Source organism: Winogradskya consettensis (genome assembly GCF_018332715.1).
Classification (GTDB): domain Bacteria; phylum Actinomycetota; class Actinomycetes; order Mycobacteriales; family Micromonosporaceae; genus Actinoplanes; species Actinoplanes consettensis.
Genome location: NZ_BOQP01000027.1, coordinates 248,557 through 274,889 on the forward strand (window position 1 = coordinate 248,557; position 26,333 = coordinate 274,889).

A 26,333-nucleotide genomic window follows, 5' to 3' on the forward strand; every position below is an offset into this window, starting at 1 on the left:
CGGGGACGCCTCTACGCTGGGTGGATGGAGACAGCCAACGCGCTCGGGGAGTTTCTGCGAGCCCGGCGGGCCGCGGTCACGCCCGAGGACGTGGGGCTGGCGCCCGGCATCCGCCGCAGAGTCCCGGGCCTGCGCCGCGAGGAACTGGCGCTGCTGGCCGGCATCAGCCCGGACTACTACCTGCGCCTCGAGCAGGGGCGGGACCGGCATCCGTCGCATCAGGTCGTGGCGGCGCTGGCCGTGGCGCTGCGGCTCGACGAGATCGCGACGGCGCACCTCCACGGGCTCTCGTCGCCGCCTCCGCGTCGTTCCGTGCGCCGCCGGGCGGAGAAGGTCCCGGCGGGGACCAGCCGGTTGGTTGCCGAGTTGCCGCTGCCGGCGTACGTGGTGGGTAGGTATTTTGATGTTCTGGCGGCCAACCCGATCGCGGGAGTGCTGTCGACCAGCTTCATGGTGGGCCGCAACATCGCGCGTCAGCTCTTCCTGGACCCGGCCGACCGCGCGCTCTACGTCGACTGGGAGCGCATCACCGCGGGAATGGTGGGTGGGCTGCGCTCCAGGACCGCCATGGATTCCGGCGATCCCCGCCTCGCCGAGCTGGTCGGTGAACTGTCGATCCGCAGCGAACGGTTCCGGTCGCTCTGGGCCCGCGCCGAGGTCTCCGACGGCCGCAACGGCATCAGCCACCTCGACCATCCCCAGGTCGGCGAGCTGCATCTGCTGCACGAGAAGCTCGACGTCGACACGAGCGGCACCATGCAACTCGTCATCCACCACGCCGCGCCGGACGCCGGTTCCGCCGAGGCGCTGGCCCTGCTCGGCACCCTCGCCGCCACCGCCGAGTCACCCGCGGCAGGATCGACCCGGGGACGCCGGGGTGCCGAGGGTCGCCAGTAGCGCCAGCGCGTCGGCACTCACCGATCTTTGACCCGACCCGTCCTGACGGAGAATCATGGACATGACCACTCAGCACATCACCCTCGGTGCGATCAACATGGAAGCCGAGAACCCCGTCGAACTCGCCGCGTTCTGGGGGACCGTCACCTCCGCCGTTCCCTCGGTCGGCGGGGGTACGGTCTACCTGCCGCCGGCGGGCCCGGGAGGGTTCGCGATGTTCTTCCGGCCGATGGCAGGTCCCCGCCTCGAACGCCAGGCAGCGCACCTGGACCTGACGGTCCCCTGGGGTTCGCGGCAGGCCGAGGTCGACCGGCTCCTCAGCCTCGGCGCCACCTACAAGTGGGACGTGCTCGACGAGGTGCCGCACGTGCAGTGGACGACCCTGGCCGATCCCGAGGGCAACCTGTTCTGCGTGGCCGAGCACCCTCCGGCGTCCTGAGTGGAGTCGTCCGGCCGCAGATCGCATGAGCGTGCGGCCCGCACGGCTCAGGCCGCGATGACCTGAGCCGTGCGGGTGCTCATGCGGTGAGGGGTGGCACGCCGGGCAGGGCGTAGAGGTCGGCGATGCTGCCGGAGAGGGCGGCCTTGACGGCGACGGCGCGGTCGTCGGCGAGGACCTCGTGCTCGTTGTTCTCGAGGCCGTCGTAGCCGGCGCGGACGATGTCGGCCGGGTCGTTCTTGGCGTCGTCGACCATGGCGATCATCGGGGTGTCGGTGTAGCCGAGGTGCAGGCCGACGACCTGGGTGTGCTGGGCGGCGAGTTCGACGCGGAACGAGTTGGTGGCCGACCAGAACGCCGCCTTGGCCGCGCTGTAGGCGCCGGCGACGCCGAGCCAGCTGAGTACGGAGTGCACGTCGAGGAACGCGCCCCCGCCGTTCGCGCCGAGGATCGGGGCGAACGCGCGGTTGACGAGTACGGCGCCGAAGAAGTTGGTCTCGAAGATCTCGCGGAGGTGCGCGAACGACGTGCCGGTGATGGTGTCGCCGTGGGTGTAGATGCCGGCGTTGTTGACCACGACGGTCGTGTCACCGGCTGCCGCGGCCGCGGCGATGACGGAGGCCTCGTCGGTGACGTCGAGCCGCAGGGGGACCACGCGGTCGTCGTTCCAGTCACGCGGGGTGCGGGCGGTGGCGTACACCTTGGCCGCGCCGCGTTCCAGGGCCTGCTTGACGAATTCCTGCCCGAGGCCGCCGTTGGCTCCGGTCACGAGGACCACCGCGTTCTTGATGCTGGTCATGAGCTGTCTTCCTTCTGGATTGGAAATACCAACTTAGCAACGTACGAAGCGGCGCGGCCATCTGCAGTGGAAAAAACCACTCAGCTCACGCGGAGGGCTGCGTGCACCGAGCTGACCGCGCTCGCACCCTCGCCGACCGCGGCGGCGACACGTTTCATCGAGCCGGACCGGACGTCTCCGGCGGCGAAGATGCGCGGACGGCTGGTTTCGAACGGCAGGGGACGCCGGCCCAGCTCGGTCCACTGCTCACCGAGGTCGTCGTTGTCGAGCTGGGCATCCGTACGCAGAAAGCCGTGCCCGTCCCCGGCGATCCCGTCGAGCCAGGCCGTCGCCGGGGTGGCACCGATGAAGCAGAACAGTCCCACGCACTCCTGCGCCGGTGACCCGGTGAGCGTGATCTCCTCCAGCGAGGTCCCGCCGTGCAGCGCGGTGACCTGCGTGCCGGTCCGCACGGTGATGTGCGGATCGGCGTCGATCCGGTCGGCGAGGTACGACGACATCCCCGCCCGTAGGTCGGCTCCGCGCACGACGAGCGTGACCGCGCTGCCCCGGGCGGCCAGGTAGAGCGCCGCCTGCCCCGCCGAGTTCGCGCCGCCGACGACCGCGACCGGTTTCGCTCCGCACGCGCGGGCCTCGATCTCGGTCGCCGCGTAGTAGATCCCGGCGCCCTCGAATTCCGCCCACCGCTCCAGGGGGAGCGCCCGGTACCTCGCCCCGGTGGCGATCACCGCTGCCCCGGCTCCGATCGTGGTGCCGTCGGTCAGGACGACGCGTACGCGGTCCGGCTCGGAATGCAGCTCCGCGACCTCGCACGGGCTGGCGATCCGGGCGCCGAACTTCTGTGCCTGCACCGCGGCGGCCGCGGTCAGCTCGGTGCCGCTGATGCCGGACGTGAACCCGAGATAGTTCTCGATCCGCGAGCTGGCGGCCGCCTGCCCGCCCGCCGCCACCGAGTCCAGCACGAGCGTGCGCAGGCCCTCCGACGCGCCGTACACCCCGGCGGCGAGCCCGGCGGGTCCGGCGCCGATGACCACGAGGTCCACGTGCTCGCCGGCGGTAGGTGTGTAGGACAGGCCGAGGTGCTGGGCGAGCAGGCCGGTGGTCGCGCGGCGCAGGACCGCCCCGGGCGTGATCACAACCGGGAGGTCGTCGGCGGTCGCGGACACCGCGCGGGCCAGCGCCGCCCCGGCCGGGGAGCCGATCTCGTTCCAGGTGTGGGGGAGTTGCAGGCGGGCGGCGTACGTCCGGAGTGCCAGTGCCGCCGCGGAGGCCTCCGTGCCGACGATCTCCAGGCTGCGTGCTGCCTGCCCGTCGCGCAGATCGCGGCGCCGGGCGATCAGCGCGCGCAGCACGATGTCGGAAAGCTCCGGGTCGCTGTCCATGAGCGTACGGAACGCCTCCGGCCCGATCCGGCGGATCTCCGACGCCTCGGCGGCGCATGCGCTGAGATATGCCGACTGCCGGGTGAGCAGGTTGAGCTCCCCGCTGAATTCGCAGGCGCCGTAACTGGCCACGGTGACCTCGTCATCGTCGCTCGTGGACGGGCGCACGATGTCCACCCGGCCGGACTCGACCAGGATCATGTCGCTGACCTCGTCACCGGCCTGGAAGATCCAGGCGCCGGCCGGCAGCTGGGAGGGCGTGCCGTAGGCGCGAAGGCGCGCCCACTGCTCGCCGGTGAGAACGGGGCGTGCTTCGGAAGCGGGTCGGTTATCCATGGGGGCCACCGTACCGACTGAATTGGAAATTACAATCTAGATGGCTCAGCTAGGTTGTTTTTTGCAACCCAAGTACGTTACGGTCCTGACGAACGCAGCGGCGCCGAATTGTTCGCCGGAAACCGCCGAGGTGTGAGGGAGCTGCCGTGACCATCGCCAAGCTCGCCAGGACCAGTTGTTCGGTGTCGCGCAGTCTTTCCGTCCTCGGGGAACGTTGGACGCTGCTGATCATTCGCGACGCGCTGAGCGGGATGACGAAGTTCGAGGCCTTCCGGGAGTCCCTGGGTCTCGGCGCGGACGTGCTCGCCGATCGGCTGGCGACACTCGTCGATTTCGGCATCCTGGAGAAGCGCAGCTACCAGGAGCCCGGGTCGCGGGCCCGGTGCGAATACCACCTGACCGATGCCGGCCGGCAGCTGCACGTCGTCATCGGGGGTCTGCAGCTGTGGGGCGACGCGAACCTGCCGTGGCCGTCCGGGCCGTCGACGGAGCGGCTCGATCGGCGCACCGGGAAGCCGGTCCGGGTCGCGTTCGTCGATGAGGGCGGGCGGCAGCTACCGGAGGAGAAAATCGACGTGGTCCACCACAGTGGTTACCCGAACCGTACGTAAGGACTAGCGCGGATAGGCGGCGGTGCGCACCGCGTCGACGTCGTCGAGGGGGACCTCGCAACCGCTGTCGTCGATGAAGGCGACCCGGACCCGGGCGGCCGTCTCGTGGGCCTGGCGGATCACCGTCGGGCCTTCCTTCCAGGGCAGGTGGTCGTCGGCCCACTGCTGCAGGCCGGCGACGACGACGTGCAGCTCCCTGCCGGCCGGCGTCAGGTGGTATTCGTAGCGCGCACGGCTGCCGGGTTCCTGGTAGGCCTGCTTGGTCATCACGCCGTTCTCGACGAGGGTGTTGAGCCGGTCGCTGAGCACGTCGGCCGCCATGCCGAGGTTGGTGCGGAACCCCTCGAAGCGGGTCTCGCCCTCGAACGCGAGCCGCAGGACGAGCAGCGTCCAGCGCTCGCCCAGGACCGACAGGCTGCGGGAGACCGAGCAGGGGCTGTCTTGCAGCTTGGTGATGGGCATGGGGTTTCGCCTCCGAGGGTGCCGGGTCCAGCTCCCTCCAGCGTACAACTTTTCCAATCCAGCTGTGACGACGTACACATCTAAGTTGTTTTTTCCAAGTCAGCGAGTCATGCTCGAACTCCGCAGAAGCAAGGAGTCCCCATGTCCACCCCTGTCGTCTTCATCCACGGCCTCTGGATCCACAGCGCCGCCTGGCAACCCTGGCAGGACCTGTTCGCCGAGGCCGGCTACGAGACCCACGCCCCGGGCTGGACCGGTGACAGCGCTACGCCGGCCGCCACCCGCAGCCGGCCCGAGGCCATTGCCGGTCTCGGTGTCGCCGAGCTCACCGAGGGTTACGCCCGCTACCTCGCGAAGCTCCCGGTCCGGCCGATCGTCGTCGGGCACTCCTTCGGCGGCCTGATCGCGCAGAAGCTGCTGGCCACCGGTGCCGCGGAGGCCGCCGTCGCGATCAGCCCGGCGCCGATCAAGGGTGCCACCAAGCTGCCGCTCGCCCAGATCCGCTCCGCCCTGCCGGTGCTGAGCAACCCCAGGAACAAGACCCGGGCGGTCGCCCTCAGCGAACGGCAGTTCCGCTACGGGTTCGGCAACGCCATCAGCAAGGAGGAGTCGCGGCGGCTGTTCGACGCGTACGCCATCCCGGGCCCCGGCCGTCCGATCTTCGAGCTCACCGCGGCGAAGAAAGACCCGAGCTCGCCCACTGAGGTCGATGTGACCGCCGCCCGGGGACCGCTGCTGATCACCGGCGCCGCTGACGACCACACCGTGCCGGAGGTCGTGAGCCGGCAGGCGTACGGCCTGTATGCGAACTCACCCTCCGTCACCGAGTACCACGCATTCGCGGGCCGCGGCCATTCCCTGGTCTTCGACAGCGGCTGGCGCGACGTCGCCCAGTACGCCCTCGGCTGGATCGCCAGCCTCTCCCAGAAGGAGCTCTCCGACCGATGACTTTCCTCGACGACTTCAAGCCCGCCCACCTGACCCTCACCGCCGAGTCGCCGGCGTTCTGGCGCGTGACGTTCGACAACCCGCCGGTCAACGTCATCGGTCCCGCGCTGATGAGCGATCTCAAGACGCTCCTCACCGAGCTGGAGAGCAACGACACCGTCAACGTCGTGCTCTTCGACAGCGCCGACCCCGACTTCTTCCTGGCTCACTACGACCTGGCTGCAGACCCCGCGCTGGCGGAGGCTCTGCCGAGCGCTACCGGGTACGCGGCCTGGGTGGACATCACCGTACGCATCAGCAAGCTCGCCGCCGTCACCATCAGCGCGATCCGCGGCATCGCCCGCGGCGCCGGCAGCGAGTTCGCGCTCGCCACCGACATGCGCTTCGCCAGCCTCGAGAAGGCGGTCCTCGGCCAGATGGAGGTCGGCTTCGCCGCGGTCGCCGGTGGCGGTGCCGGTGGGCGGCTGCCCGCGCTGGTCGGCCGTGGCCGCGCGTTCGAGATCCTGTTGGGCGGCAACGACTACGACGGCGCCCTGGCCGAGAAGTACGGCTACGTCAACCGTGCCATCCCCGATGAGCAGTTCGAGGCGTTCGTCACCGACTACGCCCGGCGCGTGTCCGGCTGGAACCACCAGGCACTCGGCGAGATCAAGTCCTTCATCAACAAGTACACCCGGCTGCCCGACGCCGAGTTCCCGCTGCACTCCGACGCGTTCTGGGGTGCCGCCGGACGCCCCGAGTTCCGGACCACCGCGTCGCGCCTGTTCGACAAGGGACTGCAGCAGCGTGGACCACTCGAATACCACCTCGGCGACGACATCGCCGGCATCGCCCAGGCCTGAGGAGCAAACCCCATGACCGCCACCGTCCTGCTCGTCCACGGCGCCTTCGCCGACGGATCGTCCTGGAACAACGTCATCACCCGGCTGCGGCAGCAGGGCATCACGGCGCGGGCCGTGGCCAATCCGCTGCGCGGGCTCACCGCCGACGGCGACTACGTCGCGAGCGTCGTCGCGCAAACCGAAGGCGACGTCGTTCTGGTCGGCCACAGCTATGGCGGGGCCGTCATAACGTACGCGGGAAGCACCGCCAAAGCCCTCGTCTTCGTCGGCGCTTTCGGGCTCGACCAGGGTGAGGCGGCGCAGACCGCCACCGCCGGCTACCCGGAACCGGACCTCATCGCGGCCCTGCGCCCCCGGACCTACCCCGGCAGCGACCTGCCCGAGCTCAGCATCGACGTCGACCGGTACCACCGCGTCTTCGCCGCCGACCTGTCCACCGAGGACGCCGCCCTGGGCGCCGCGACCCAGCGCCCCATCGCCGCAGCCGGTCTCGGCGAACCCCTCGGCGTCGAACCGGCCTGGCGCCGCGTACCCAGCTGGTGGGTCTTCGGCGCCGCCGACAACGCCATCAACCCCGACTACCAGCGCGACACCGCCAAGAAGATCGGCGCCACGACAACAGAACTGGACGGCGGCTCGCACAGCATCGCCATCTCCCGCCCCGACGAGGTCGCCACCGTCATCGCAAACGCCGTCCGTGCCGTCTCCTGACACGCTGACCCGTCGCCACGTGAGTCCCGGCCCACGTGGCGACGCTCGCGGATTCTGGCCGTTCGCGGGTCTGCTGGCGCTGTTCTACGTCGCGGCCAGCGCCCCGAGCCCGCTCTACGGCGACTACGCCGTCCGCTGGCACTTCACCGACAGCACCCTGACCGTTGTTTTCGCCGTGTACGCCGTACCCCTGCTGATCTCTCTGCTCGTCTTCGGTGGCATCTCCGACGAGATCGGCCGCAAGCCGGTCGCCCTCACCGCGAGTTTCCTGCTCGCGGTCAGCCTGGTCCTGTTCGTGGTCGCGGACGGCCTTACCCTCCTGATCGCCGCCCGGGCACTGCAGGGCTTCGCCACCGGGCTGCTCACCGCGGTCGCCTCAGCCGCGCTGCTGGACCTCCAGCCACGCCACCGCCCCGGCCTCGCGTCACTGCTCGGCGCGAGCCTCTCGACGGGCGGCCTGGCTGCGGGTGCGTTGCTGTCCGGCCTGCTCGTTCAGTACGCGTGGAGCCCCGCGCGCCTTACCTACGTCGTCATCCTCGTGGCGCTGATCGTGCTCGCGCTGACGGTCACGGTCCGAGCCGGCGAAACGGTCACCGGCACAGTCACGCCCCGCATCCGGATCCGGGTTGCCGTACCGGCCGAGGCCCGCACCGCCTTCGCCGCGGCCATCCCGTCATTGCTGGCGACCTGGGCGCTGAACAGCTTCTACCTCTCCCTCGGCCCGTCGCTCGCGAAGACCCTCAGCCACAGCACCAGCCACCTGCCCGGCGCGATCCCGGTCGTGCTGCTCACCGGCTGCGCGTGCCTGAGCACCATCACCACCCGCACCTGGGCGTCCCGGACCTGCATGCTGAGCGGCTGCGCGGTCCTCGCCGCAGGATCGGGCCTGACCGTCGTCGCGACGGCCCTCACGAGCGCAAACCTCTTCTACGCCAGCGCCGTCATCTCCGGCATCGGCTTCGGTATGGCCTTCTCCGGCACCTTCCGCAGCCTGGTCGCGCTCGCCCGGCCGGCGGAGCGCGGCGCGCTCATCGCCGCCACCTACGTCATCGGGTACGCGACCTTCGCCGTACCGGCCATCATCGCCGGGATCGTCAGCACCCATTTCGGCCTGACCCACACCGCCCTCGGCTACAGCGCCGTGGTCGCCGCCCTGGCGCTCATCGCCGTCGCCACCACGTCCCGCACCCTGGAGAAGCCTTGAAATACACGACCTTCGGCCGCCGCACGGGACTCCGCGTCTCCGAGATCGCGCTCGGCACCTCGAACTTCGGCACGAGCTGGCCGACCGGTGCCGATGAGGCAACGTCGGCGCGCATCTTCACGGCGTTCGCCGATGCCGGCGGGACCTTCATCGACACCGCGGACACCTACCAGCAGGGTGACTCCGAGACGTACCTCGCGAAGCTGCTCGCTTCAGACCGAGAGCACTTCACCCTCGCCAGCAAGTTCACGTTCGGGACCGCCGGGCAGGCCGGCGTCAGCAAGACCGGCAACAGTCGCAAGACGATGCGCCACGCGCTCGAGTCCAGCTTGAAGCGCCTGAACACCGACTACCTCGACCTCTACTGGGTCCACGCGCCGGACACGGTGACGCCGCTCGACGAGGTGGTCGACGCGCTCGATGATCTCGTGCGGGCCGGGAAGATCCTGCACGGCGGCCTGTCGAACTTCCCCGCCTGGCAGGTCTCCGCGGCCGTCGCCGGGCGTCACCGTACGCCGATCATCGCGACCCAGTTCGAATACAGCCTGGCCGCCCGGGACGGCGAACGCGATCTGCTGCCCATGGCGGACAGCCTCGGTCTTGGCACCGCCGTCTACTCACCCCTCGGTGGCGGGCTGCTCACCGGCAAGTACCGCACGAGCTCCGAGGGCCGCCTCACCACCATGAACTCGATCATCCAGCGTGAGAACAACGCCCAGAAGACCGCCACGGTCGACGAACTCCTCGCGATCAGCGACGAGACCGGCACCGAACCCGCCGTGCTCGCGATCGCCTGGCTGCTCGAACGCGCTCGCAGGTCAACCACCGCGATCATTCCGATCATCGGCCCGCGTACCCCGGCTCAGCTCGACGCGTACCTGAAGGCTCTCGATGTGACCCTGGCTGCCACGCACTACGCGCGACTGGACACGGTCAGCGCTCCCACCCTCGGCATTCCCCACGACGGGCTGCCCGCCATCCTCGACACCGTCCTCGGCGGGCAGCGGGACAACTTCCGCATCTTCCGAGGGCGGTAAGGCGCCTGCCCGGTGACGGGGGATCAGTCCTGCGCCGTCATGAGCCGTTCGATGCGTGCTGCGAGATCGGCGGACGTGTAGTCGTGTCCGTCGCGCATGACGAGGGAGATGGAGCTCAGGTTCTCGATCGAGGCCAGTGGGTCGGCGTCGAGAAGGAGCAGGTCGGCGTCCATCCCCGCCGCGATCCGGCCCATCCGGTCGGTGCGGCCGAGGTAGCTTGCCGGTTGGCTGGTCGTGGCCCGCAGCACCTGGAGCGGGGTGAGACCTGCGCGTCCCAGTTCGCGGAACTCGATCGCGAAGCTGTTGCCGACCCCGCGACCGTTGCCGTCGGTTCCCGTCATGATCGGCGCTCCTTCCCTCGCCCAGATGCCCACGGTCTGCAGGGTGCGTTCGTAGTACTCGTGGAAGATGTCGAGGTCGGCCGGCGGGATGGAGCGGAACGATGCGACGGTGGCGAGGTGTTCCTCCTGGTCCTTGGCGGGGAGCCGCTGGAGCCAGGGGTCGTCACGGAACTCCGCATCGTCGAGAACGTACTTGCTCCTGATGTTCGCCATGGTCGGGATGTTCCAGGTCCGCTTCTCGATGAAGGATCCGGCGAGCTGGGCCGCGCGGTCCTCCGAGTAGGTGGCGAAGGCCTGTTTCAGGAGGGCGAGCTGGGCGGCGTCGGTGGTGCTGGTGGCCGGGCCCAGGAAGTTCTTCTTCAGGAACTTGTCGAAGGCCCAGCCGGCGAAGGGGATCCTCGCCGCCCACGTGGGGAACGGCAGCGTGGACGGGGTCTGTGCCCAGAGCTCGTCGGCCTGCGTGGAGAGCGTTAGGAAGACGCTCGAACCGGTCCCGAGATGCTCGATGGAGTCGAAGCCCTTCTCGGCCGCGGCGTCGATGTGCACCGGCGGAGGCAGGTGACCCGCGATGCGCAGGCCCTTCTCGTGAGCGGCTTCGACAGCGGCGAAAAAGACGTCCTGGCCGGTGAGGACCATCTTGATGAAGTCGGCACCCTGATCCCACTGGCGGGCGATCTCGGTTCGCGCGTCGTCGGCGGTGTTCGCGTTGAACGGCAGGAGCAGTGCGCCCGGCAGATGCAGGAGCCGAGGGGCTGTCTCGTTCAGCCCGAGCCGGTTCTCGGCGCGTCGGATCAGGAGCTCCTCGGAACCCTCCATCTGACGGATCCCGGTGATGCCCTGGGCCAGCATCAGCGCGAAGCCGAGCTCGGTGTCGGGTGACTGAAGCACGTGGGTGTGCATGTCGTTGTAGCCGGGAACGGCGAAGCGCCCCGCGCCGTCGATGACCCGCAGAGAAGACTCGACCGGCGCCGACGCGGTCGGCATGACGTCGGCGATGCGCCCGTCGCGTACGAAGATCGTGTGACGGGCGCGTCTGCTGCCGTCGGCCGGGTCTATGACGGTCACGTCGTCGATCCGCACGCCGTCCGCAGCGGTGACGGTGGTTCGTGGCGGCACCGCCGGCGCTGTCGCGCTCCCGATCGCCTCGTCGGCGGCCACCCCGAGCCCCACAAGGGCAGTACCCAGTCCCGCGCGCTTCAGGAAGGTCCGCCGAGAGCTCCCACGCTTTACCTGCTCAGTGCCCGGGCCGTCGTTGTTCTCAGGCATCTCGTCATCCTTCGCTCGATCGCCTGGTTGTCTCAGGCCTGGGTGCAGGAACCGCCGCTGTCAGGGGCATGTGCAAAAGTTTGATGAGATCATCAAACTTTGTCAAGGTGGTCGCCACGTGCGGGATCGCGCCTGCCCGTCGGGTAGGGTCGCGGCTTGTGGCAGAGCAGACCAGGGCGTCCGTCAGCGGGCATGCGCGGCGCAGATCCCGGACCCGGGCCGCCTTGATCCAGGCCGCTCAGGAGATCCTGGCCGGGGGTGGCGACACCGGGGTGAGCATCCAGGCGATCGCGGACCTCGCCGGTGTCGGCTTCGGGTCGTTCTCCAACCACTTCACGAGCAAGGAAGCGCTCTTCGACGCGGCGTTCCAGGATGCCTTCGATCAGTACGCCGCCTGGCGTGACGCTCAGCTGCCCGAGGGCGTCGACCCGGTGCGCAGATTCGTGTTGAACGTCCGGCTCACCGGCAGGCTCACCGCCCTGCAGCCGAGCCTGTCCCGGATCCTGACCCACCGCCTCGCGGAGTCCGCGACCCACAGCCCGGCTGCGGCGCCCGGCCTGGCACACGACATAGCAGCCGCGGTACGCGAACTGCGCCCGGCTCCTTCCACGCCCGGCGCCGACCCGGAGGTCACGGTGATCGCCGCAGCCGGTGCCATCGCGGCGATCCGCCGGGCCATGGCTGAGCGTGACCCGGCGGAGCAGGCCCGCATGGCGGACGCGCTGGCCGGCGATCTACTGCGGATGTTCGGGGCCGAGGAGTTCCTCATCACCGAGCTGATGACCACTCCGTACCCATCGATGTAAAGAGCCGCCCCGGTGAGATGCCGGGGCGGCTCAGCGTTATGAGCAGGTGGCGCTGCCCAGCTTCACCGTGGCCGGGGCCGTGGCCGGTCCGTTGGCGGTGAATCCAATGGTGACCGCGGAGCTGGGTGCCAGTGATGGACCGGTCGCGGTGACCGTGGTGCCGGACTGGGTGACGGTGGCGTTCCAGCCGCTGCCCAGGGTCACTCCGGCAGGCCAGCTCCAGGTGACCGTCGACGGGTTGACGGTGGCGCTGCCCGTGTTGCGTACGGTCAAAGTGGCCTGGAAGCCGCCCTGCCAGACGCTGTCCTGGTGGTAGGTCGCGGTGCAGGCGGCAGTGGGTGTGGGGTTGCCGGGGTCGGTGGTGGCGACCGGGGCGATCAGGTACGGCTGGATGATCGCCTGCTTCGCCGTGTTGATCGTGGTCCAGTCGTCGTTCGCGATGCCGCCCGTGTCCCCGGAGTTGGGGTTCCACGACCAGTACGTGAACGACATGCCGGTCGCGCCGGCGCCGGTGTAGGCGAGCAGGCTCCGCAGCCACACCTTGTCGATGTCGCTCTGCAGCGTGGTCCCGAACTCACCCATCATGATCGGGGCGATGTTCTGCTTGTAGAGGTAACCCCAGTAGTGGTCCCAGATGGCCGGCATGTTCGCGGGGTAGCTCGGGTCGTCGAACCACGCCTGGTGGTAGACCGAGGTGGCGTACTCGTGGGGGGAGTAGACGAGCCGGTTCGCCACGTTCAGGCGTACCGGGAACTGGCCCGCTTTGGAAAGATTGCCACCCCACCACCCGCAGTCCTCGTCATTGCTGGGATCGTTGTCCCAGACGTTGGAAAGACCACCACTCGGGCAGCTCACACCCTCCACAAAGATCAACCAATTGGGTTGTACGCCCAGAATGGCGTTACCCGCGCGTTCGGCGGCCAATCGCCAGTCACGAGCCGTGTCACCGCAGCCCCAGCAGGAACCCGTCGCGGCGGGGTTCGTGCCCTCCGCGTGCGGCTCGTTGTGCAGATCGGCGCCGATCACCGTGGTGTTGCCGGCGTAACGCCTCGCGAGGGCTTGCCAGTTCGCGATCCAGGTCGATTCGGGTACGCCGGCCGTGTACCAGAGCGCGGTCTGCCCCGCGGCCGTCGGGCGGTGGCGGTCGAGGATGATCCGCATACCTTTGCTGCCCGCGTACGCGATGACCTTGTCCAGAATCTGCAACGGCGACTGTCCCACCAGGTCGGGATTGACATAGTCGTTGATGCCGGTGGCGACCGCGCCGGAGGTGAGCGCATCGTCGGAGAACGGCACCCGCAGCGTGTTGTAACCGAGCCGGGCCATCGTGTCGAGCTGGGACCGCCACGGATTGCTGGACCACAGCCCGTGGAACGTCTTGTTGTCGGTCTCCATCCCGAACCAGTTGATGCCGGTCAGCCGGACGGTGGCGCCCGTGCTGTCGAGGATCTGGTTGCCGGAGGTGTGCAGGTAACCGGTCCCGGTGCCGGCGGCAGCCGCGGCGGAGGCCGGGGCGGCGGTGCTGATGAGCAGGGAGGCTGCAGCCGTGAGGACGGCGGCTGCCGCAGCGAGGACGGATCGTGGTCGTAGTCGTGCTGAGGACATGGCCCGACTCCATTCGGTGGCGAAGCGGATCGGCCGTATTGAAGCTCATCGTTACATGGGAGCGCTTCCACGGCAATCGCCCCGGTCCGACGGCTGACGAGGTTGACCTGCGACACCTCATACTTTCGGTTGGCAGTTGATGGCTGGTTAGCTATCGTTGCTGGTGAACAATCATCTCGTTGGGGCACCTTGAGGAGGAACATCGATGACGGTCCTCACCGCGCCTGCCGTGGGCAGCGCCACCACCGACTCGGCCGATGAGCTGATCAAGACTCTCGCCGCCACCGCTGTCGACGACCCGCGCCGCGCTCGGTTGCGGGATGAGGCGATCGAGGCCTGGCTGCCGCTCGCGCAGCACCTGGCCCGTCGTTATGCCGGCCGGGGCGAGCCCGCTGACGATCTGGTGCAGGTCGCCTATGTCGGATTGATCAAGTCGGTTGACCGGTACGAGGCGGACCGTGGTGTCGAGTTCGCCGGGTTCGCGATCCCGACGATCGTGGGTGAGATCAAGCGCCATTTCCGGGACAAGACGTGGGCCATCCGGGTGCCGCGCCGGCTCCAGGAGCTGCGCCTGGCGATCACGGGCGCGAACAACGCCCTCGCGCACACGCTCGGTCGCTCCCCGACGGTGGCGGACATCGCCGCCCACCTCGACGTCACCGAGGACGAGGTTCTCGAGGGCCTGGAGGGCGCCCGCGCCTACAGCGCGACCAGCCTGTCCACCCCGATCGCCGGCAGCGACAGCACCGAGCTCGGTGAAACCCTCGGCGGTGAGGACCACGCCTTCGAGCTGGCGGAGCTCCGGATCGCCCTCGGCCCCGCTCTGGCGGAGCTGGACGAGCGCGAGCAGAAGATCCTCTCGCTGCGGTTCTACGGCAACCTGACCCAGTCCGAGATCGCCGAGCAGATCGGCGTTTCGCAGATGCACGTCTCCCGGCTGCTGACCCGCGCGCTCGCCAAGCTCCGCGAGAAGCTCGACGCCTGACTTCATCAGGATGTCGAGGACGGTGACGTCGTCTCGCGGATTCATGCCACGGTCGGTGCGATGAGGGTTCTCGATGTGTGGTGGCCGTTAGAAATAGGCCATCGGAGCCGCCGCACGGTTGAGGAGATCGACATGAGCGCAGTCATCACCGACTACGACCGCAACAACTACGACTACCGTTCCTACTGGGACGGCCGGGACTACGAGGCGTGGGCCGAGGATCGGGCGCTGGAGAGCATGGTGCCGTTGCTGGGCAGTCCGGACTGGATGGTGGACTTCGGTGCCGGCTTCGGCCGTAACGCGAAGCACTACCGGGACCAGGCCCGCCGTTATGTGCTCGTCGACTACTCGGCCACCAACCTGCGGAACGCCGCGCGGGAGCTCGCCGGCGACGTCGGCACCGGGCGGGCGTTCCTGATCCGTGCCGATCTGAACAGGTTGCCGTTCGTCGATGCGGCCTTCGACTCGGCCATGGTTGTCCGGGTGCTGCATCACCTGCCCGAGATGGCGGCGGCGCTGGTCGAGATGGGCCGGACGGTCCGGGACCGCTGGCTGCTGGACATCCCGATCAAGCATCACGCACTCGGCCTGGCTCGGGCGGCGGTCCGTGGGGAGCTGCCCGCGGTCCGGGGGCCGCAGCCGTTGAAGACCGGGCACTCCGAGACGCCGTTCTGGAACTTCAAGCTGTCCACCGTGCGCGAGCAGCTCTACGCCGCGGGCTGGGACACCCGGCTGACCGGCAGCGTCAACAACCTGCGCCGCTGGGACCGCGCGTTGCCGTCGGCGGTGGTGCGCACGCTGCGCCCGGTCGCGCAGGCCGTGGAGACCGCGGCCCGGCACGGCGGTCGCGGCTGGTGGGGTCCGAGTCAGTTTGTGTACGCGCAGCGCGGCAGCATCCTGCCCCAGCTCGCGGACGCCGAGTCGATGCCGGCCCGGATGCGCTGCCCGGCGTGCCGGGGTTCACTGTTCTGGACCTCGGACACCGCGACCTGCCACGGCTGCGCGAACGCCTACCACCACGTCGACGGCTACTGGGACTTCACCGTGCCGTCCGCGGCTTGAGCGGGAGGCAGTGGCCACCGTGAGCTCAGTGGGCGGCCCGCCGGCGGTGCAGCGTGAACGTCATGACCGTGACGATCAGCGCGCCGATGATCAGGCCGAGAACGGCGCTGGCCGCGGTGTTGACGAGCCAGCCGATGAGGCCCCCGAGGGCACCCGTGGCGTCGTGGGCGGCTTCCTCCCAGTGGTGCACGGTTTCGTAGAGGACGTGCAGGCCCAGCTCGTCGGTGCCGACGAGCAGGATGTGCCCGCCGACCCAGAGCATCGCGGCCGTGCCGACCACCGTCAGCACGGTGAGCACCACCGGCATCGCCTTGACCAGGCCGCGGCCGAAGCCGGCGATGGCGCCGGGCAGCTGGGACAGGCGCAGGCCGGCGTCGTCCATCTTCACGATGAGGGCGACGGCGCCGTACACCAGGACCGTCATGACGAGCGCGACGACGGCGAGGATCGCCAGGCGGGACCAGAACGGCTCGTCGATCACCTCGTTCAGGGTGATGACCATGATCTCCGCCGAGAGGATCAGGTCGGTGCGCACCGCCCCGGACACCAGGGACTTCTCGTCCTGCACCGCGTCGTCAGCACCGTGCGACTCATGGTGGGCGAGCTTCGCCCACACCTTCTCCGCGCCCTCGTAACACAGATAGGCGCCGCCGAGCATGAGGATCGGGGTGAGCAGCCAGGGCACGAACTGACTCAGCAGCAGCACCACGGGCAGAATGATCAGGAACTTGTTGCGCAGCGAGCCCAGGGCGATGCGCTTGATGATCGGCAGCTCCCGCTCGGCGGCCAGGCCCCGCACGTACTGCGGGGTGACGGCAGCGTCGTCGACGACGACACCCGCGGCCTTCACGCCCGCCTTCGCGGCAGCGGCGCCGACATCGTCGAGAGACGCGGTGGCGGCCCGGGCCAGCACCGCGACGTCATCCAGCAGGGCTACGAGTCCGCCGGCCAAGGGGAGTCCTTCCAAGGTCGAGTAACGCGGGCCTGTTCATTTTCGCTGAGTTTGCTGAAAGGTCACTGAGAGCCCGGTTGGTCCCCTCGGGTTCATGCGCCAGAGTGGGTGCGTGAAGGCGACACCACCCGGGTTACGTTTCGAGGTCCTGGGTCCGTTGCGGGTCTGGCGGGGCGACGTCGAGCTGGATCCCGGCCCACGTCAGCAGCAGCGGTTGCTGGCAATCATGCTGACGGCGGCGCCCCGGCCGGTCGGGACGGCCGATCTGGTCGAGCTGGTCTGGGGCACGGAGCCGCCGGGGAGCGCGGTGAATGTCATCCACAAATATGTCGGCAGACTGCGCAGGCTGTTCGAATCCGATCTACCGCCCCGTGCGCCCGGGAGGTACCTGTTGCGGCAGGGCACCGCGTACCGGTTCCGGGCCGGACCGGAGACCCTCGACCTCGCGGCCTTCCGCCGGCATGTCGCTGCCGGGCGGGAGAGCGGCGGCCAGGCCCGGCTCTCCGAGGCGCTCGAGCACTACGGCACGGCACTGCGGATCTGGCGGGGCCCGGCCGGTGGCGTCCTGGCTGACAACCCCGGCACCGTGGCTGTCTTCGCAGGCCTCGACGCCGAATTCCGCGCCGCCGCCGTCACGGCAACGGAGATCGCCCTCCGCATCGGCCGGCCTGATCTGATGGTGCCCGCCCTCCGGCTCGCCGCCGGGATGAGCCCGCTCGACGAGGTGGTGCACGCGAATCTGATCACGGTACTTGCCGCAGCCGGCCGGCAGGCCGAGGCGCTGGAGCTCTACCGGGCGCTCCACGAGCGCCTGGTGGACGACCTGGGCATCGAGCCGGGGACCGCCCTGCGGGAGGCACAGCGCCGGGTGCTGACCCAGACCACAGCATCGTCCGGCCCGCCGCCTGAGCCCCTCCACCCCGCGCAGCTGCCGCCGGCCCTGCCGCTGTTCGCCGGGCGCTCGGCGGAGCTCGCGGTCCTGACCCGGCTGGCCGCCGGGATGCACGAGGGCGGGCGGAGCAGCCCGCTGGTGGTGGCGATGGACGGCATGGGCGGGGTCGGCACATCGACGCTCGCGACGTGCTTCGCCCACCTGGTCGCCGACCGGTTCGATGCCGGGCAGCTCTACCTCGACCTGTCGGGGGACCAGGACGAACCGCTGCTGGTGGGGGAGGCGCTGCGCTCCCTGTTGTACGCCCTCGGCGTGCCGCCCGCTGACGTCCCGGACCCGATCGACGCGCGTGTGGGCATGTACCGCAGCCTGACCGCGGGCAAACGGTTCCTGCTGCTGCTGGACAACGCGCACGATCCGGCTCGGGTCCGCCCGTTGCTGCCGAACTCCCCGCAGAGCCTGGTCCTGATCACGAGCCGGCGTCCGCTGATCGAGCTGGCGGCCCACGACGGGGCGGCCCTGCTGCGGATCGGGCTGCCCCGCCGGACGGCGGCCCGGGAGGTGCTGGACGCGCGGCTGGCAGGCCTGCCCAACCGGGCCACCGGCAGCACGGCGGACGAGATCGTCGAGCTCTGCGGCCGGCTGCCGCTCGCGCTGGCGATCCTGGGCGCCAGGCTGGCCTCGAGCCCGCAGCTGTCCCCGGCGGCCGTGGTGGCCGAGCTGCGGGACCCTGCGCGGCGGCTGGACGCGTTCACCGCCGGTGGCGGGGTCGATGGACCCCGTGCTGTTTTCTCCCGGTCCTACCGCAGACTCAGCCCCGGTTCGGCGCGGCTCTTCCGGTTGCTCGCGGTGGCGTCGGCTCCGGGCATCACCACTGCCTCGTGCGCCGGTCTGGCCGGCCAGGGCCTGGACAGCACGCGGGCCCAGCTCGGCGAACTCATCGAGGCGGCCCTGCTCACCGACGATGCCGAGGGCCGTTACACCGCCCATGTGCTCGTCCGGGCGTACGCGGAAGAGCTGTTGTCAGCCGTGGAGTCGCCGGCCGAGCGGACGGCGGCGACGAGCCGGCTTCGCGCGCTGCTCAGTTGACGGCGGCGGAGCCAGGTCCAGAAGTAATCCATTGTTTCTCCCTACCTTCAGCGGAACCGGCGGATGCGCCGGTCACCATCTCGTGAAGGGGAGTGTTGCGATGAGGACCTACCATCCTGCAGGCGTTCCGGCCGATCCGGATCCGGTACGCAGCCGGGCGATCCGCCAACTGCACCAGAAGCGTGGTGTGCAGGCCCACGTCCTGGTCTTCGTGCTGTCCAATGTGGCCCAGGTGGTCGTGTGGTGGGCGTACACCCCGGATCAGTTCTTCTGGCCTTTGTGGTCGATCCTCGGCTGGGGTGTCGGACTGGTGTTCCACATCTGGGCGGTGTATTCGGGTGCCCAGCTCGACGAGGCGCGGATCGAGCGGGAAATGCGCCGGATGGAGCGCACCGGCGACTGAACTCCCGCCTGTGGTCAGCCGGTGGCGAGCACCGCGTGGACCGAGGAGACCGAGCTCGCACCCTCACCGACCGCGGTGGCGACCCGCTTCGTCGAACCCGAGCGCAGATCGCCGACGGCGAAGACCCGCGGCGCGCTCGTCTGGAACGGCAGGGGTGAGCCGGCGGGACCGACGGGTAGCCGGCTGTCCGTCAGGACGAAGCCCTTGTCGTCCAGGGTTATGCCCGCCAGCCACTGCGACACCGGGTCCGCGCCGATGAAGCAGAACAGCGCCCGGCAGCCGAGCCGCTCGCGTCGGCCGCCGCGCTCGATGACGATCGACTCGAGGGTGCCCTCGCCGGACAGCTCGCGGACGTCGGCGCCGGTGTGGATCCGGATCCGGGGATGCACCCGGATCCGGTCGGCGAGGTAGGACGACATCCGCGCCCCGAGGTCACCGCCACGCAGGATCAGGTCCACTGCGGCGCCCCTGCCGGCGAGTGACAACGCTGCCTGGCCGGCCGAGTTGGCGCCGCCGACGACCGCCACCGGCTCGTTCTCATGCCCCCTGACGTCCAGTTCCGTTGCCGCGTAACGGATGCAGCCGCCTGTTTCGTGCTGGGCCCACCCGGGGACGCCGAGGCGGCGGTAGTGCGCCCCGGTAGCGGCGATCACCGCGCGGGTCTCGATACGGGTGCCGTCGGCCAGCAGCACCATGGGGCGGTGCTCCTGCGACAGATCGAGGCCCGTGACGGCGCTGGGGGAGTGGATCCTGACGCCGAACTTGAGCGCCTGCATCATCGCCAGCCGGGTCAGACCCTCGCCGCTGATCCCCTCGGGGAAGCCGAGATAGTTCTCGATGCGGGCGCTCGTGGCTGCCTGGCCGCCGAGCCCGGAGCGGTCCAGGAGCACGGTGACGAGACCCTCGGACGCTCCGTACACGGCGGCGGCCAGCCCCGCCGGTCCGGCACCCACCACGACGAGATCCACCGGGCTCCCGCCCGCCCGGTACGTGAGCCCGAGCGCCGCCGCGACCCCGCCCGGCGTCGCATGCCGCAGCACCGAGCCGTTGACCAGCGCGGCAGGAAGATCATCCGCGTCGAGCCCCGAGGCACTCATCAGCGCGAGCCCGGACATCGACGCGGCGTCGAGCCACGACATGGGCAGGAGCAGCTGGGTGACGTACGTGCGCAGCCTGATCGCCGCGGCGTCGTCCGCCCGGCCGATGATCTCCAGTGCGCTCCCGGCCGCCGACCGGATCACCTCGCGGCGGGTCCGGAACGCCTGCAGCAGCACATCGGCTATGTCACCCTGCTCGGCGAGGATCCGGCGCAGGGTCGGCGCCACGATCCGCACGACCGTGCCGGCAACCGCCACCCGGGCGGTCAGATAGACGTTCTGGCCGGTCAGCAGGTTGAGTTCGCCGAGGAAGTCGCCGGGTCCGCCCCGGAAGATCAGCCGTTCCGGCCCGCTCGCCGTCGGGTCCCGGACGAGGTCCACGGTCGCCGTCCGGAGCAGGAGGAGGTCATAGGCGGTGTCGCCCGTCGCGTAGAGGACATGCCCGGCTTCCGCGTGCTCCTCCACACCGTATCGGGCGAGCCGGCGGAACTGTTCGTCGTCGAGCCCCGCTCCACTGGCCGTCGCCTCGTCGTTCAAGCCGGACCTCCGCGCTGTCGGCGTACCTGCATGGCATGTCGGGTGAAGCTGGAAGGAGTAAGTCATGGCGGGGTGGACGGGTTGTGGATCGGGCGGCGCGTGAGTCCATTTCCGGTCCAGTGGAGCTTCCTACCTTGAGCGCGAAGGGTCCGGGAACGGACGGCCGTCAACACACTGGGGTGACCTTGATCGCGCAGGAAGATGCCGATGTCGTCGTGATCGGATCCGGCATGGGCGGCCTGGCGGCGGCGCGTGCGCTCGCGCAGTTCGGTGGCAAGCGGGTGCTCGTGCTGGAGCAGCACTACACCCTCGGCGGGATGACGCACGAGTTCTCCCGCGAGGGGCGGTACAGGTTCGGGACCGGCCTGCACTACATGAGCGCGGACGCCGGTCCGTTCCTCGGTTTCATGACCGACGGCCGGGTGCAGCTCCAGCCGTTGCCCGACGACTACGACGTCCTGCACTTCCCCGATTTCGACTTCGCCGTGCCCGCCTCGGGAGAGCTGTTCCGGGACCGCCTCAAAGACCGGTTCCCCGGTGAGGCCCGGGCCATCGACCGCTATTTCCGGACGGTACGGCGGGCGATGACCGGTCTCGCGGCCCGCAACGTCCTCGCGTCGCTTCCCGCACCGGTGCGCCGGCTCGGGTTCCCGGTTGTCGAGCGGCTCTTCCCGGCGACGTACCGTTCGCTGAGCGATCAGGTCTCCCGCAGCTTCCGCGACCCGGACCTGCGGGCGGTGCTGGCGGCGCGGTGGGGGTTGTACGGCACGCCGCCGGCATCGAGCGCGTTCGGTTACCACGCCGCGGTCCCGACGACGTTCTTCCTGGACGGCACCGCCCATCCCGTGGGCGGCCCGAAAGCGATCAGCGAGATCGTCCTGGAGATCCTCGGCCGCTACGACGTCGAGCTGCGCGCGCGTCAGCGGATCGAGCGGATCACCGTCGAGCGGGGCCGGGTGACCGGCGTCGACGTCGAGGATTCCGGAACGGGGCGCCGGTACCACGTCCGGGCCGCGTCGGTGGTCTCGGCGGCAGGGGTCCGCAACACCTATGACCTGCTCGGTACGGCGGTCGAGCCCCGCTGGGAGCACGCGCTGGCGAAGCTGCCCGCGGAGCCGTCGGCGATCATGCTGTTCCTCGGACTGCGCCAGTCGCCGGCACGGTCCGACCTGCACGGCGAGAACCACTGGTTCATGCCGGACCTCGACGGTTCCCACCAGGCGCTGGGCGACGGCACGCTGTACGTCTCCTTCTCCTCGCTGAACAACCCGGCCGCGCGCTTCCACACCGTCGAGGTCGTGGAGCTGATCGACCCGGCGGCCTTCGACCGGTGGCAGGACAGCGACGCGGAGAAACGGCCGGACGACTACCGCAGGCTCAAGGACGACCTGACCCGGCGGCTGCTCGACCGCCTGGAGCAGCGGTGGCCCGGATTCCGGGAGAACATCGCGTTCGCCGAGCTGGCGACGCCGCTGTCGTTCGAGACCTACCAGCGCAGTGTCCGGGGATCGTTCTACGGTCTCGCCGCCACGCCCGCGCGGCTGCGGTCGTCGCTCGCGGGGACGCGTACGCCGGTCAAGGGTCTGGTGGTGGCCGGCCAGGACGCCTGGGGGCCTGGTGTGGTCGGCGCGCTCGCGGGCGGCCTCCTGGCTGCCAACGCTGTCCTGCCGGGCCGGCAGCTGGGCACGATGTGGCGCACGATCCGGGCCCGCACCCCGGCCCGCGAGCCGGCCACCGCCTGGCGGGGTTACCTGCGCGTGGCCGCGATCGAGGAGCTGACCCCGGCGATCCGCAAGGTACGCCTGGAACCGCTGGACGGTGGCGCGCTGCCGTTCTCGTTCGCCGCGGGACAGTATCTGAAGATCGACCTGCCCGTGGCGGTCGAGCCGATCGAGCGGTCCTATTCGATCTCGAGCGGGCCGGGCACGACGGGCTACGCCGAGTTCGCGGTGAAGCGGGAGACGGACGGCCTCGGCTCCACCTTCCTGCACGACGATCTGGAACCGGGCCAGGCCCTGCGGGTGGCCGGGCCGTTCGGCGACTTCACGTACGACCCCGCCGGCGACGACGGCACCGGCACACTGCTGCTGATCGCCGGGGGCGTCGGGATCACGCCGCTGATCAGTGTTCTGGCTGCGGTGGAGCAGGCCGGTCGCAGCGGCCGGGTGGTCCTGCTGGCAGGCTGCCGGAGCGAGGACGAGATCCCGTTCCGGACGGAGCTCGACGGTCTGCGGGCACGGATGCCGGGGCTCGAGGTGACCGTCTTCGTCAGCCGGCCGGGCGGCGGCTGGCCGGGCCGGCGCGGCCGGATCGACCTCGACGCGCTGCGCCCTTACGCCGCGGACGTCACGCGCGTCCACCTCTGCGGCCCGGCGCCGATGATGCAGGACGTGCTCGGCCACCTGACGGAGCTCCGGGTGCCCCGCGACATCGTGCACACCGAGGCTTTCGTATCGGGTCGCAGCATGCAGACCCGCCGGGAGAAGGCCCACGGGATCGCCCTCGCCGCGGCCCAGGCGGGGATCGCCGGGTTCACCATCGGCGTCCGTGACGAGGATGCGGCCTCCTTCGCCTGCCCGCCCGGGCAGACGGTCCTCGACGCCGCCAACGCGGCCCGCGTCCCGTTCCCGCAGTCGTGCGGGGAGGGAGCCTGCGGCACCTGCCGGGTCCGGGTGCTGACCGGGGAGTACGAGACGGACACCCGCGGGATGTTCTCGGCCCAGGAGCTCGACGCGGGCTGGCGCCTGGCCTGCCAGACGCTGCCCACGTCAGACCTCGTGGTCAGCCGTCAGGACCAGCCGGGCCAGCTCGACCCGGGAGCGGACGCCCAGCTTGCCGAAGGCGTGCCGCAGGTGTGAGCTCACGGTGTGCGGCGACAGGAAGAGCTCGTCGGCGACCTGGCGGTTCGTCCAGCCCCGAGCCACCATCCTTGCCACCTTGGTCTCCGACTCGGTCAGCCCCGCCCAGCCGTTCCGGGGCCGGTACGGGGTTCGCCGGCGCACCCCGTACCGGCGCAGCAGCTGCCGCACCCGGGCCGCGTCGCGGTCGGCGCCGACCGCCTCCCACTGTTCGATGGCCGAGCCCAGCAGGGACAGGCCGTGCGAGCGGTCGGTGGCGACCACCACCGTGCCGGCGTCCTCGCTCACCCGGGCCCGCACCAGTGGCCGCTCGTCGCCGGCGTGCAGGTCGACCGCGCGCAGCAGCAGGCCCGGGTCGGCGGTCAGCAGCCCGCGGGCGTGGTGCAGCGCCGCCTCGACGACCGGTTCACCCGCGTGGCGGTGTGACTCGTCGGTGAGCCGGGCCACGGCTGTTTCCGCCAGGTCACGCCGGCCGGCGCGCAGGAGCAGCCGGACGAGGACACCCACCTCGGCGTGCTCGGTCAGGGTGACGACGCGGACGCATCCCGAGAACAGCGTCGCCATCTCGTCGCCGGACCCCTCGCCGGCCGGGAGGCCGCGGGCCTCGTCCAGCAGGGCGCGCAGCCACTGCCCCCGGCCACGCCAGTCCGGATTGCCGCTGCCGCCCATGTGGGCCGCCATGGCGTCGGCGACCCTCATCCCGGCCTGGTCGCCACGATGGATCGCCACCGTGGCGAGGGTGAGAGCGGCGACATAGAGGTAGCTGACGGAGCCGAGCTCATAGGACATGGCCTGGATCGCCTCGGCCTCGGCCCGGGCCTCGTCCAGCCGGCCCGAACGCAGGGTGATCCGGGCGCGGATCATCGCCCACACCCGCGCGTTGGCGAGCTGGCCGTCCAGCTGTGCGAGCCGGGCGCCCTCCTCGGCCAGCCGCCAGGCCTCACCCATCCGGCCTGCCGCGTCGAGCATCATCGCCTTCCACCCGTCGGGCAGCGACAGGGCGTGCGCGCCGGAGGTCTCGATGCGGAGCCGGATCGCGTCGTCGGCCGAACGCAGCCCGTCGGACCAGTCGCAGAGCTGGAAGTCGGCGACGGCCTTCGCGACCAGAACGGCGGAGACCGACCGCGCGTCGATACCGGCACGGCTCGCGGCCACTGCGGCGTCGGCCGCCTGCCTCGCCTCGGTGGGACGCCCGATGATGCCCAGCGCACCGGAGAGCACGGCGTACAACCGGGCCCTCAGCTCGGCCGGCAGGTTCCCGTGCGTCAGAGCCTCGCGGCAGAGCTGCGCCGCCCGCCCGGCGTCGGCCGGGAGGATGGCCTCGGCGATCAGGCGCTGGATCTGCGCCGCCACCATCGGGGCCAGGGCCGGGCCCCTGCCGCGCTCGAACAGCTCGGCGGCGTCCAGGGCGCGGTCGGCCAGGACGAGGTGGGTGACGGCCTCGGTGAGCATCGTCCCGCGGCCGGGGTCGTCCCACCGGACGAGCGCGAAAGCCTGGGAACTCAGCTCGGCGGCGATCGCCGAGGACCGCACGAGGCTCTCGGCCGCGGCCCGGCGCAGCAGCCCGATCGCCTCCGCGTCGCCGTGGGTGGCGATCTGCAGCACGAGCGCCGCGATCTCGGCCACGGGGGTCCCGCCCGCCAGGCCGGCCTCGATGGCCTGCCGGCGCAGGGCACGGCGCAACGGCTCGGGCAGGCCGGCGTCGATGGCCTCGCGGACCAGGTCGTGTCGGAATGCGAACGTGTCGCCGCGCTCGATGATCAGCTCGGCGTCCAGCGCCTCGCGCAGCGGTGCGAGAAGGGCGGAGGGGCGGCGGTCGAGCATCCCGGCGAGCTGTTCCGCGGTGAACGTCCGGCCGAGGATCGACGCCATCTCCACGGTCAGCCGGCCGTCGTCGGACAACAGCCGCACCTGCTCGCGGATCGAGTCCCGGAAGCGCCGGGGCAGGCTGCCGCCGCGCAGGGCGGCGACCCCGCCGCGAAGCTCGACCGTGTGCTCGTCGCGCAGCCCGTGCAGGAGGTCGAGCAGCAGCAACGGACGGCCCTGGGCGCCGGCCAGGGCCTCGCGCAGCCCGGGGTCCGGCGTGCCGCCCAGGACGTCGCGGGTCACCTGCGCGATGGCATCGGCGTCGAGAGCACCGAGCCGGAGGACCTCGGCACCCTGACCGGACATCTGGTCGATCACGGCGCGCACGGGTGCCGGCGGGTCGGGCCGCAACGCGATCACCCAGAGCACGGGGTCGGCGGACAACCGCCGGGTGAGCGTCCGTACCGCGGCGGCAGTGGCCAGATCGGCCCACTGGAAGTCGTCGATGACGATCATGACGGGCGTGTGGAGGGTCGCCTTCTCCAGGCCGTCGTGCACTTCTTGGACGAGCCAGAAGCCGCCTTCCGTTCGCTCGGCGGCGCGTCGCAGCGCGTCCAGGTCGACGGGCGGCTCATCGGTGCTGGTGAGAGTGTCGAGCAGCAGCCAGGCCGGCACCCCCAGCGACGCGATCTGACCCGCGCCGGTCAGGACCTGGGCGTCGCGTTCCCGCCCGGTGTCGCCCGCGTCGGCGATCAGGCTGGACTTGCCGCTGCCGGGCACACCCTCGACGATGACGACGCCACCGGTGCCGGCGATCAGCTGATGGACCCGCCCGCGCAGGACGGCCCGTTCGGCATCCCGGCCGCGCAGGGGCGGCGAGGTGGACCGTGTGGTCATCAGATCTCCCGGCCGCCTGGGACTGAGCGGTCCACAGTAGCCGATCTTCGCCGGCGGACGCGGCGCGTG

22 protein-coding genes are annotated in these 26,333 nt (G+C 70.5%); 14 read left to right on the forward strand and 8 right to left on the reverse strand.

Going from position 1 to position 26,333, the window contains the following annotated elements:
• Nucleotides 1–24: 24 nt before the first annotated feature.
• Nucleotides 25–897 (forward strand): helix-turn-helix transcriptional regulator, encoded by an 873-nt coding sequence (locus Aco04nite_RS25005; RefSeq protein WP_212999685.1) that lies wholly within the window; start codon nt 25–27, stop codon nt 895–897.
• Between the two features lie 61 nt (nt 898–958).
• On the forward strand, nt 959–1,336 hold the full coding sequence (locus tag Aco04nite_RS25010; RefSeq protein WP_212999686.1) for a VOC family protein: 378 nt from the start codon (nt 959–961) through the stop codon (nt 1,334–1,336).
• Between the two features lie 79 nt (nt 1,337–1,415).
• On the opposite strand, the gene Aco04nite_RS25015 is transcribed toward Aco04nite_RS25010, so the two are convergent.
• Together Aco04nite_RS25015 and Aco04nite_RS25020 are read right to left on the reverse strand one after the other, a co-directional pair.
• Nucleotides 1,416–2,135 (reverse strand): SDR family oxidoreductase, encoded by a 720-nt coding sequence (locus tag Aco04nite_RS25015; RefSeq protein WP_212999687.1) that lies wholly within the window; start codon nt 2,133–2,135, stop codon nt 1,416–1,418.
• An 80-nt stretch (nt 2,136–2,215) separates the two neighbouring features.
• A complete protein-coding gene (locus Aco04nite_RS25020; protein WP_212999688.1) occupies nt 2,216–3,853 on the reverse strand; it encodes an FAD-dependent oxidoreductase in 1,638 nt (545 codons plus the stop codon).
• Between the two features lie 146 nt (nt 3,854–3,999).
• On the opposite strand from Aco04nite_RS25020, the gene Aco04nite_RS25025 reads away from it, so the two are divergent.
• Nucleotides 4,000–4,464 (forward strand): winged helix-turn-helix transcriptional regulator, encoded by a 465-nt coding sequence (locus Aco04nite_RS25025; protein WP_212999689.1) that lies wholly within the window; start codon nt 4,000–4,002, stop codon nt 4,462–4,464.
• A 3-nt stretch (nt 4,465–4,467) separates the two neighbouring features.
• Here the strand turns inward: Aco04nite_RS25025 and Aco04nite_RS25030 are convergent, their stop codons facing one another.
• Nucleotides 4,468–4,926, reverse strand: coding sequence for a winged helix-turn-helix transcriptional regulator (locus tag Aco04nite_RS25030; RefSeq protein ID WP_203840176.1), 459 nt, complete (start codon nt 4,924–4,926; stop codon nt 4,468–4,470).
• A 141-nt stretch (nt 4,927–5,067) separates the two neighbouring features.
• Here Aco04nite_RS25030 and Aco04nite_RS25035 point away from each other — a divergent pair, with 141 nt between their 5' ends.
• From Aco04nite_RS25035 to Aco04nite_RS25055, 5 genes are read left to right on the forward strand one after another with little or no spacing between them, the layout of a single operon-like run.
• Nucleotides 5,068–5,874: an alpha/beta hydrolase gene (locus tag Aco04nite_RS25035; protein WP_212999690.1), complete on the forward strand. Its 807-nt coding sequence runs from the start codon at nt 5,068–5,070 to the stop codon at nt 5,872–5,874.
• A complete protein-coding gene (locus Aco04nite_RS25040; protein WP_212999691.1) occupies nt 5,871–6,716 on the forward strand; it encodes an enoyl-CoA hydratase/isomerase family protein in 846 nt (281 codons plus the stop codon). The genes Aco04nite_RS25035 and Aco04nite_RS25040 overlap by 4 nt, the downstream gene beginning before the upstream one ends.
• A gap of 12 nt (nt 6,717–6,728) precedes the next feature.
• Nucleotides 6,729–7,427, forward strand: a complete 699-nt coding sequence (locus tag Aco04nite_RS25045; protein WP_212999692.1) for an alpha/beta fold hydrolase — start codon at nt 6,729–6,731, stop codon at nt 7,425–7,427.
• Between the two features lie 19 nt (nt 7,428–7,446).
• Nucleotides 7,447–8,631, forward strand: a complete 1,185-nt coding sequence (locus Aco04nite_RS25050; RefSeq protein WP_212999693.1) for an MFS transporter — start codon at nt 7,447–7,449, stop codon at nt 8,629–8,631.
• A complete protein-coding gene (locus tag Aco04nite_RS25055; RefSeq protein ID WP_212999694.1) occupies nt 8,628–9,668 on the forward strand; it encodes an aldo/keto reductase in 1,041 nt (346 codons plus the stop codon). The genes Aco04nite_RS25050 and Aco04nite_RS25055 overlap by 4 nt, the downstream gene beginning before the upstream one ends.
• 23 nt (nt 9,669–9,691) lie before the next feature.
• On the opposite strand, the gene Aco04nite_RS25060 is transcribed toward Aco04nite_RS25055, so the two are convergent.
• Complete coding sequence (locus Aco04nite_RS25060) at nt 9,692–11,275, reverse strand: amidohydrolase family protein (protein ID WP_212999755.1); 1,584 nt, start codon at nt 11,273–11,275, stop codon at nt 9,692–9,694.
• Between the two features lie 158 nt (nt 11,276–11,433).
• Here Aco04nite_RS25060 and Aco04nite_RS25065 point away from each other — a divergent pair, with 158 nt between their 5' ends.
• The gene (locus Aco04nite_RS25065; RefSeq protein ID WP_212999695.1) at nt 11,434–12,081 is read left to right on the forward strand and encodes a TetR/AcrR family transcriptional regulator; all 648 of its coding nucleotides are present in this window, start codon (nt 11,434–11,436) and stop codon (nt 12,079–12,081) included.
• A gap of 36 nt (nt 12,082–12,117) precedes the next feature.
• On the opposite strand, the gene Aco04nite_RS25070 is transcribed toward Aco04nite_RS25065, so the two are convergent.
• Nucleotides 12,118–13,686 carry a cellulase family glycosylhydrolase gene (locus tag Aco04nite_RS25070; RefSeq protein ID WP_212999696.1) on the reverse strand — a complete coding sequence of 523 codons (1,569 nt, stop codon included), beginning with the start codon at nt 13,684–13,686 and terminating at the stop codon, nt 12,118–12,120.
• A gap of 205 nt (nt 13,687–13,891) precedes the next feature.
• On the opposite strand from Aco04nite_RS25070, the gene Aco04nite_RS25075 reads away from it, so the two are divergent.
• On the forward strand, nt 13,892–14,671 hold the full coding sequence (locus tag Aco04nite_RS25075) for an RNA polymerase sigma factor SigF (RefSeq protein WP_212999697.1): 780 nt from the start codon (nt 13,892–13,894) through the stop codon (nt 14,669–14,671).
• 132 nt (nt 14,672–14,803) lie between these two features.
• Nucleotides 14,804–15,733 (forward strand): class I SAM-dependent methyltransferase, encoded by a 930-nt coding sequence (locus tag Aco04nite_RS25080; RefSeq protein ID WP_212999698.1) that lies wholly within the window; start codon nt 14,804–14,806, stop codon nt 15,731–15,733.
• A 25-nt stretch (nt 15,734–15,758) separates the two neighbouring features.
• Here the strand turns inward: Aco04nite_RS25080 and Aco04nite_RS25085 are convergent, their stop codons facing one another.
• Nucleotides 15,759–16,685, reverse strand: a complete 927-nt coding sequence (locus Aco04nite_RS25085) for a DUF808 domain-containing protein (RefSeq protein ID WP_212999699.1) — start codon at nt 16,683–16,685, stop codon at nt 15,759–15,761.
• 112 nt (nt 16,686–16,797) lie between these two features.
• Here Aco04nite_RS25085 and Aco04nite_RS25090 point away from each other — a divergent pair, with 112 nt between their 5' ends.
• Both Aco04nite_RS25090 and Aco04nite_RS25095 read left to right on the forward strand, forming a co-directional pair.
• Nucleotides 16,798–18,666, forward strand: coding sequence for an AfsR/SARP family transcriptional regulator (locus Aco04nite_RS25090; RefSeq protein ID WP_212999700.1), 1,869 nt, complete (start codon nt 16,798–16,800; stop codon nt 18,664–18,666).
• A gap of 100 nt (nt 18,667–18,766) precedes the next feature.
• The gene (locus tag Aco04nite_RS25095) at nt 18,767–19,069 is read left to right on the forward strand and encodes a 2TM domain-containing protein (protein ID WP_212999701.1); all 303 of its coding nucleotides are present in this window, start codon (nt 18,767–18,769) and stop codon (nt 19,067–19,069) included.
• A gap of 14 nt (nt 19,070–19,083) precedes the next feature.
• Here the strand turns inward: Aco04nite_RS25095 and Aco04nite_RS25100 are convergent, their stop codons facing one another.
• Entirely contained in the window at nt 19,084–20,703 is a 1,620-nt protein-coding gene (locus Aco04nite_RS25100; protein ID WP_244876274.1) for an FAD-dependent oxidoreductase, read from the reverse strand.
• 179 nt (nt 20,704–20,882) lie between these two features.
• Between Aco04nite_RS25100 and Aco04nite_RS25105 the strand changes: the two genes are divergently transcribed.
• Nucleotides 20,883–23,561, forward strand: coding sequence for a 2Fe-2S iron-sulfur cluster-binding protein (locus Aco04nite_RS25105; RefSeq protein ID WP_212999703.1), 2,679 nt, complete (start codon nt 20,883–20,885; stop codon nt 23,559–23,561).
• Here Aco04nite_RS25105 and Aco04nite_RS25110 read toward each other — a convergent pair.
• Nucleotides 23,472–26,264 (reverse strand): helix-turn-helix transcriptional regulator, encoded by a 2,793-nt coding sequence (locus tag Aco04nite_RS25110; RefSeq protein ID WP_212999704.1) that lies wholly within the window; start codon nt 26,262–26,264, stop codon nt 23,472–23,474. The two genes, Aco04nite_RS25105 and Aco04nite_RS25110, sit on opposite strands and share 90 nt — an antisense overlap.
• Between the last annotated feature and the right edge of the window lie 69 nt (nt 26,265–26,333).

Bases quoted from the DNA above. Each gene is read 5' to 3' on its own strand.
- Aco04nite_RS25080 (WP_212999698.1), top strand. From the start codon at position 14,804: ATGAGCGCAGTCATCACCGACTACGACCGCAACAACTACGACTACCGT.
- Aco04nite_RS25005 (WP_212999685.1), top strand. From the start codon at position 25: ATGGAGACAGCCAACGCGCTCGGGGAGTTTCTGCGAGCCCGGCGGGCC.
- Aco04nite_RS25110 (WP_212999704.1), bottom strand. From the start codon at position 26,264: ATGACCACACGGTCCACCTCGCCGCCCCTGCGCGGCCGGGATGCCGAA.
- Aco04nite_RS25095 (WP_212999701.1), top strand. From the start codon at position 18,767: ATGAGGACCTACCATCCTGCAGGCGTTCCGGCCGATCCGGATCCGGTA.
- Aco04nite_RS25040 (WP_212999691.1), top strand. From the start codon at position 5,871: ATGACTTTCCTCGACGACTTCAAGCCCGCCCACCTGACCCTCACCGCC.
- Aco04nite_RS25010 (WP_212999686.1), top strand. From the start codon at position 959: ATGACCACTCAGCACATCACCCTCGGTGCGATCAACATGGAAGCCGAG.
- Aco04nite_RS25045 (WP_212999692.1), top strand. From the start codon at position 6,729: ATGACCGCCACCGTCCTGCTCGTCCACGGCGCCTTCGCCGACGGATCG.
- Aco04nite_RS25015 (WP_212999687.1), bottom strand. From the start codon at position 2,135: ATGACCAGCATCAAGAACGCGGTGGTCCTCGTGACCGGAGCCAACGGC.
- Aco04nite_RS25035 (WP_212999690.1), top strand. From the start codon at position 5,068: ATGTCCACCCCTGTCGTCTTCATCCACGGCCTCTGGATCCACAGCGCC.
- Aco04nite_RS25030 (WP_203840176.1), bottom strand. From the start codon at position 4,926: ATGCCCATCACCAAGCTGCAAGACAGCCCCTGCTCGGTCTCCCGCAGC.
- Aco04nite_RS25075 (WP_212999697.1), top strand. From the start codon at position 13,892: ATGACGGTCCTCACCGCGCCTGCCGTGGGCAGCGCCACCACCGACTCG.
- Aco04nite_RS25020 (WP_212999688.1), bottom strand. From the start codon at position 3,853: ATGGATAACCGACCCGCTTCCGAAGCACGCCCCGTTCTCACCGGCGAG.
- Aco04nite_RS25070 (WP_212999696.1), bottom strand. From the start codon at position 13,686: ATGTCCTCAGCACGACTACGACCACGATCCGTCCTCGCTGCGGCAGCC.
- Aco04nite_RS25060 (WP_212999755.1), bottom strand. From the start codon at position 11,275: ATGCCTGAGAACAACGACGGCCCGGGCACTGAGCAGGTAAAGCGTGGG.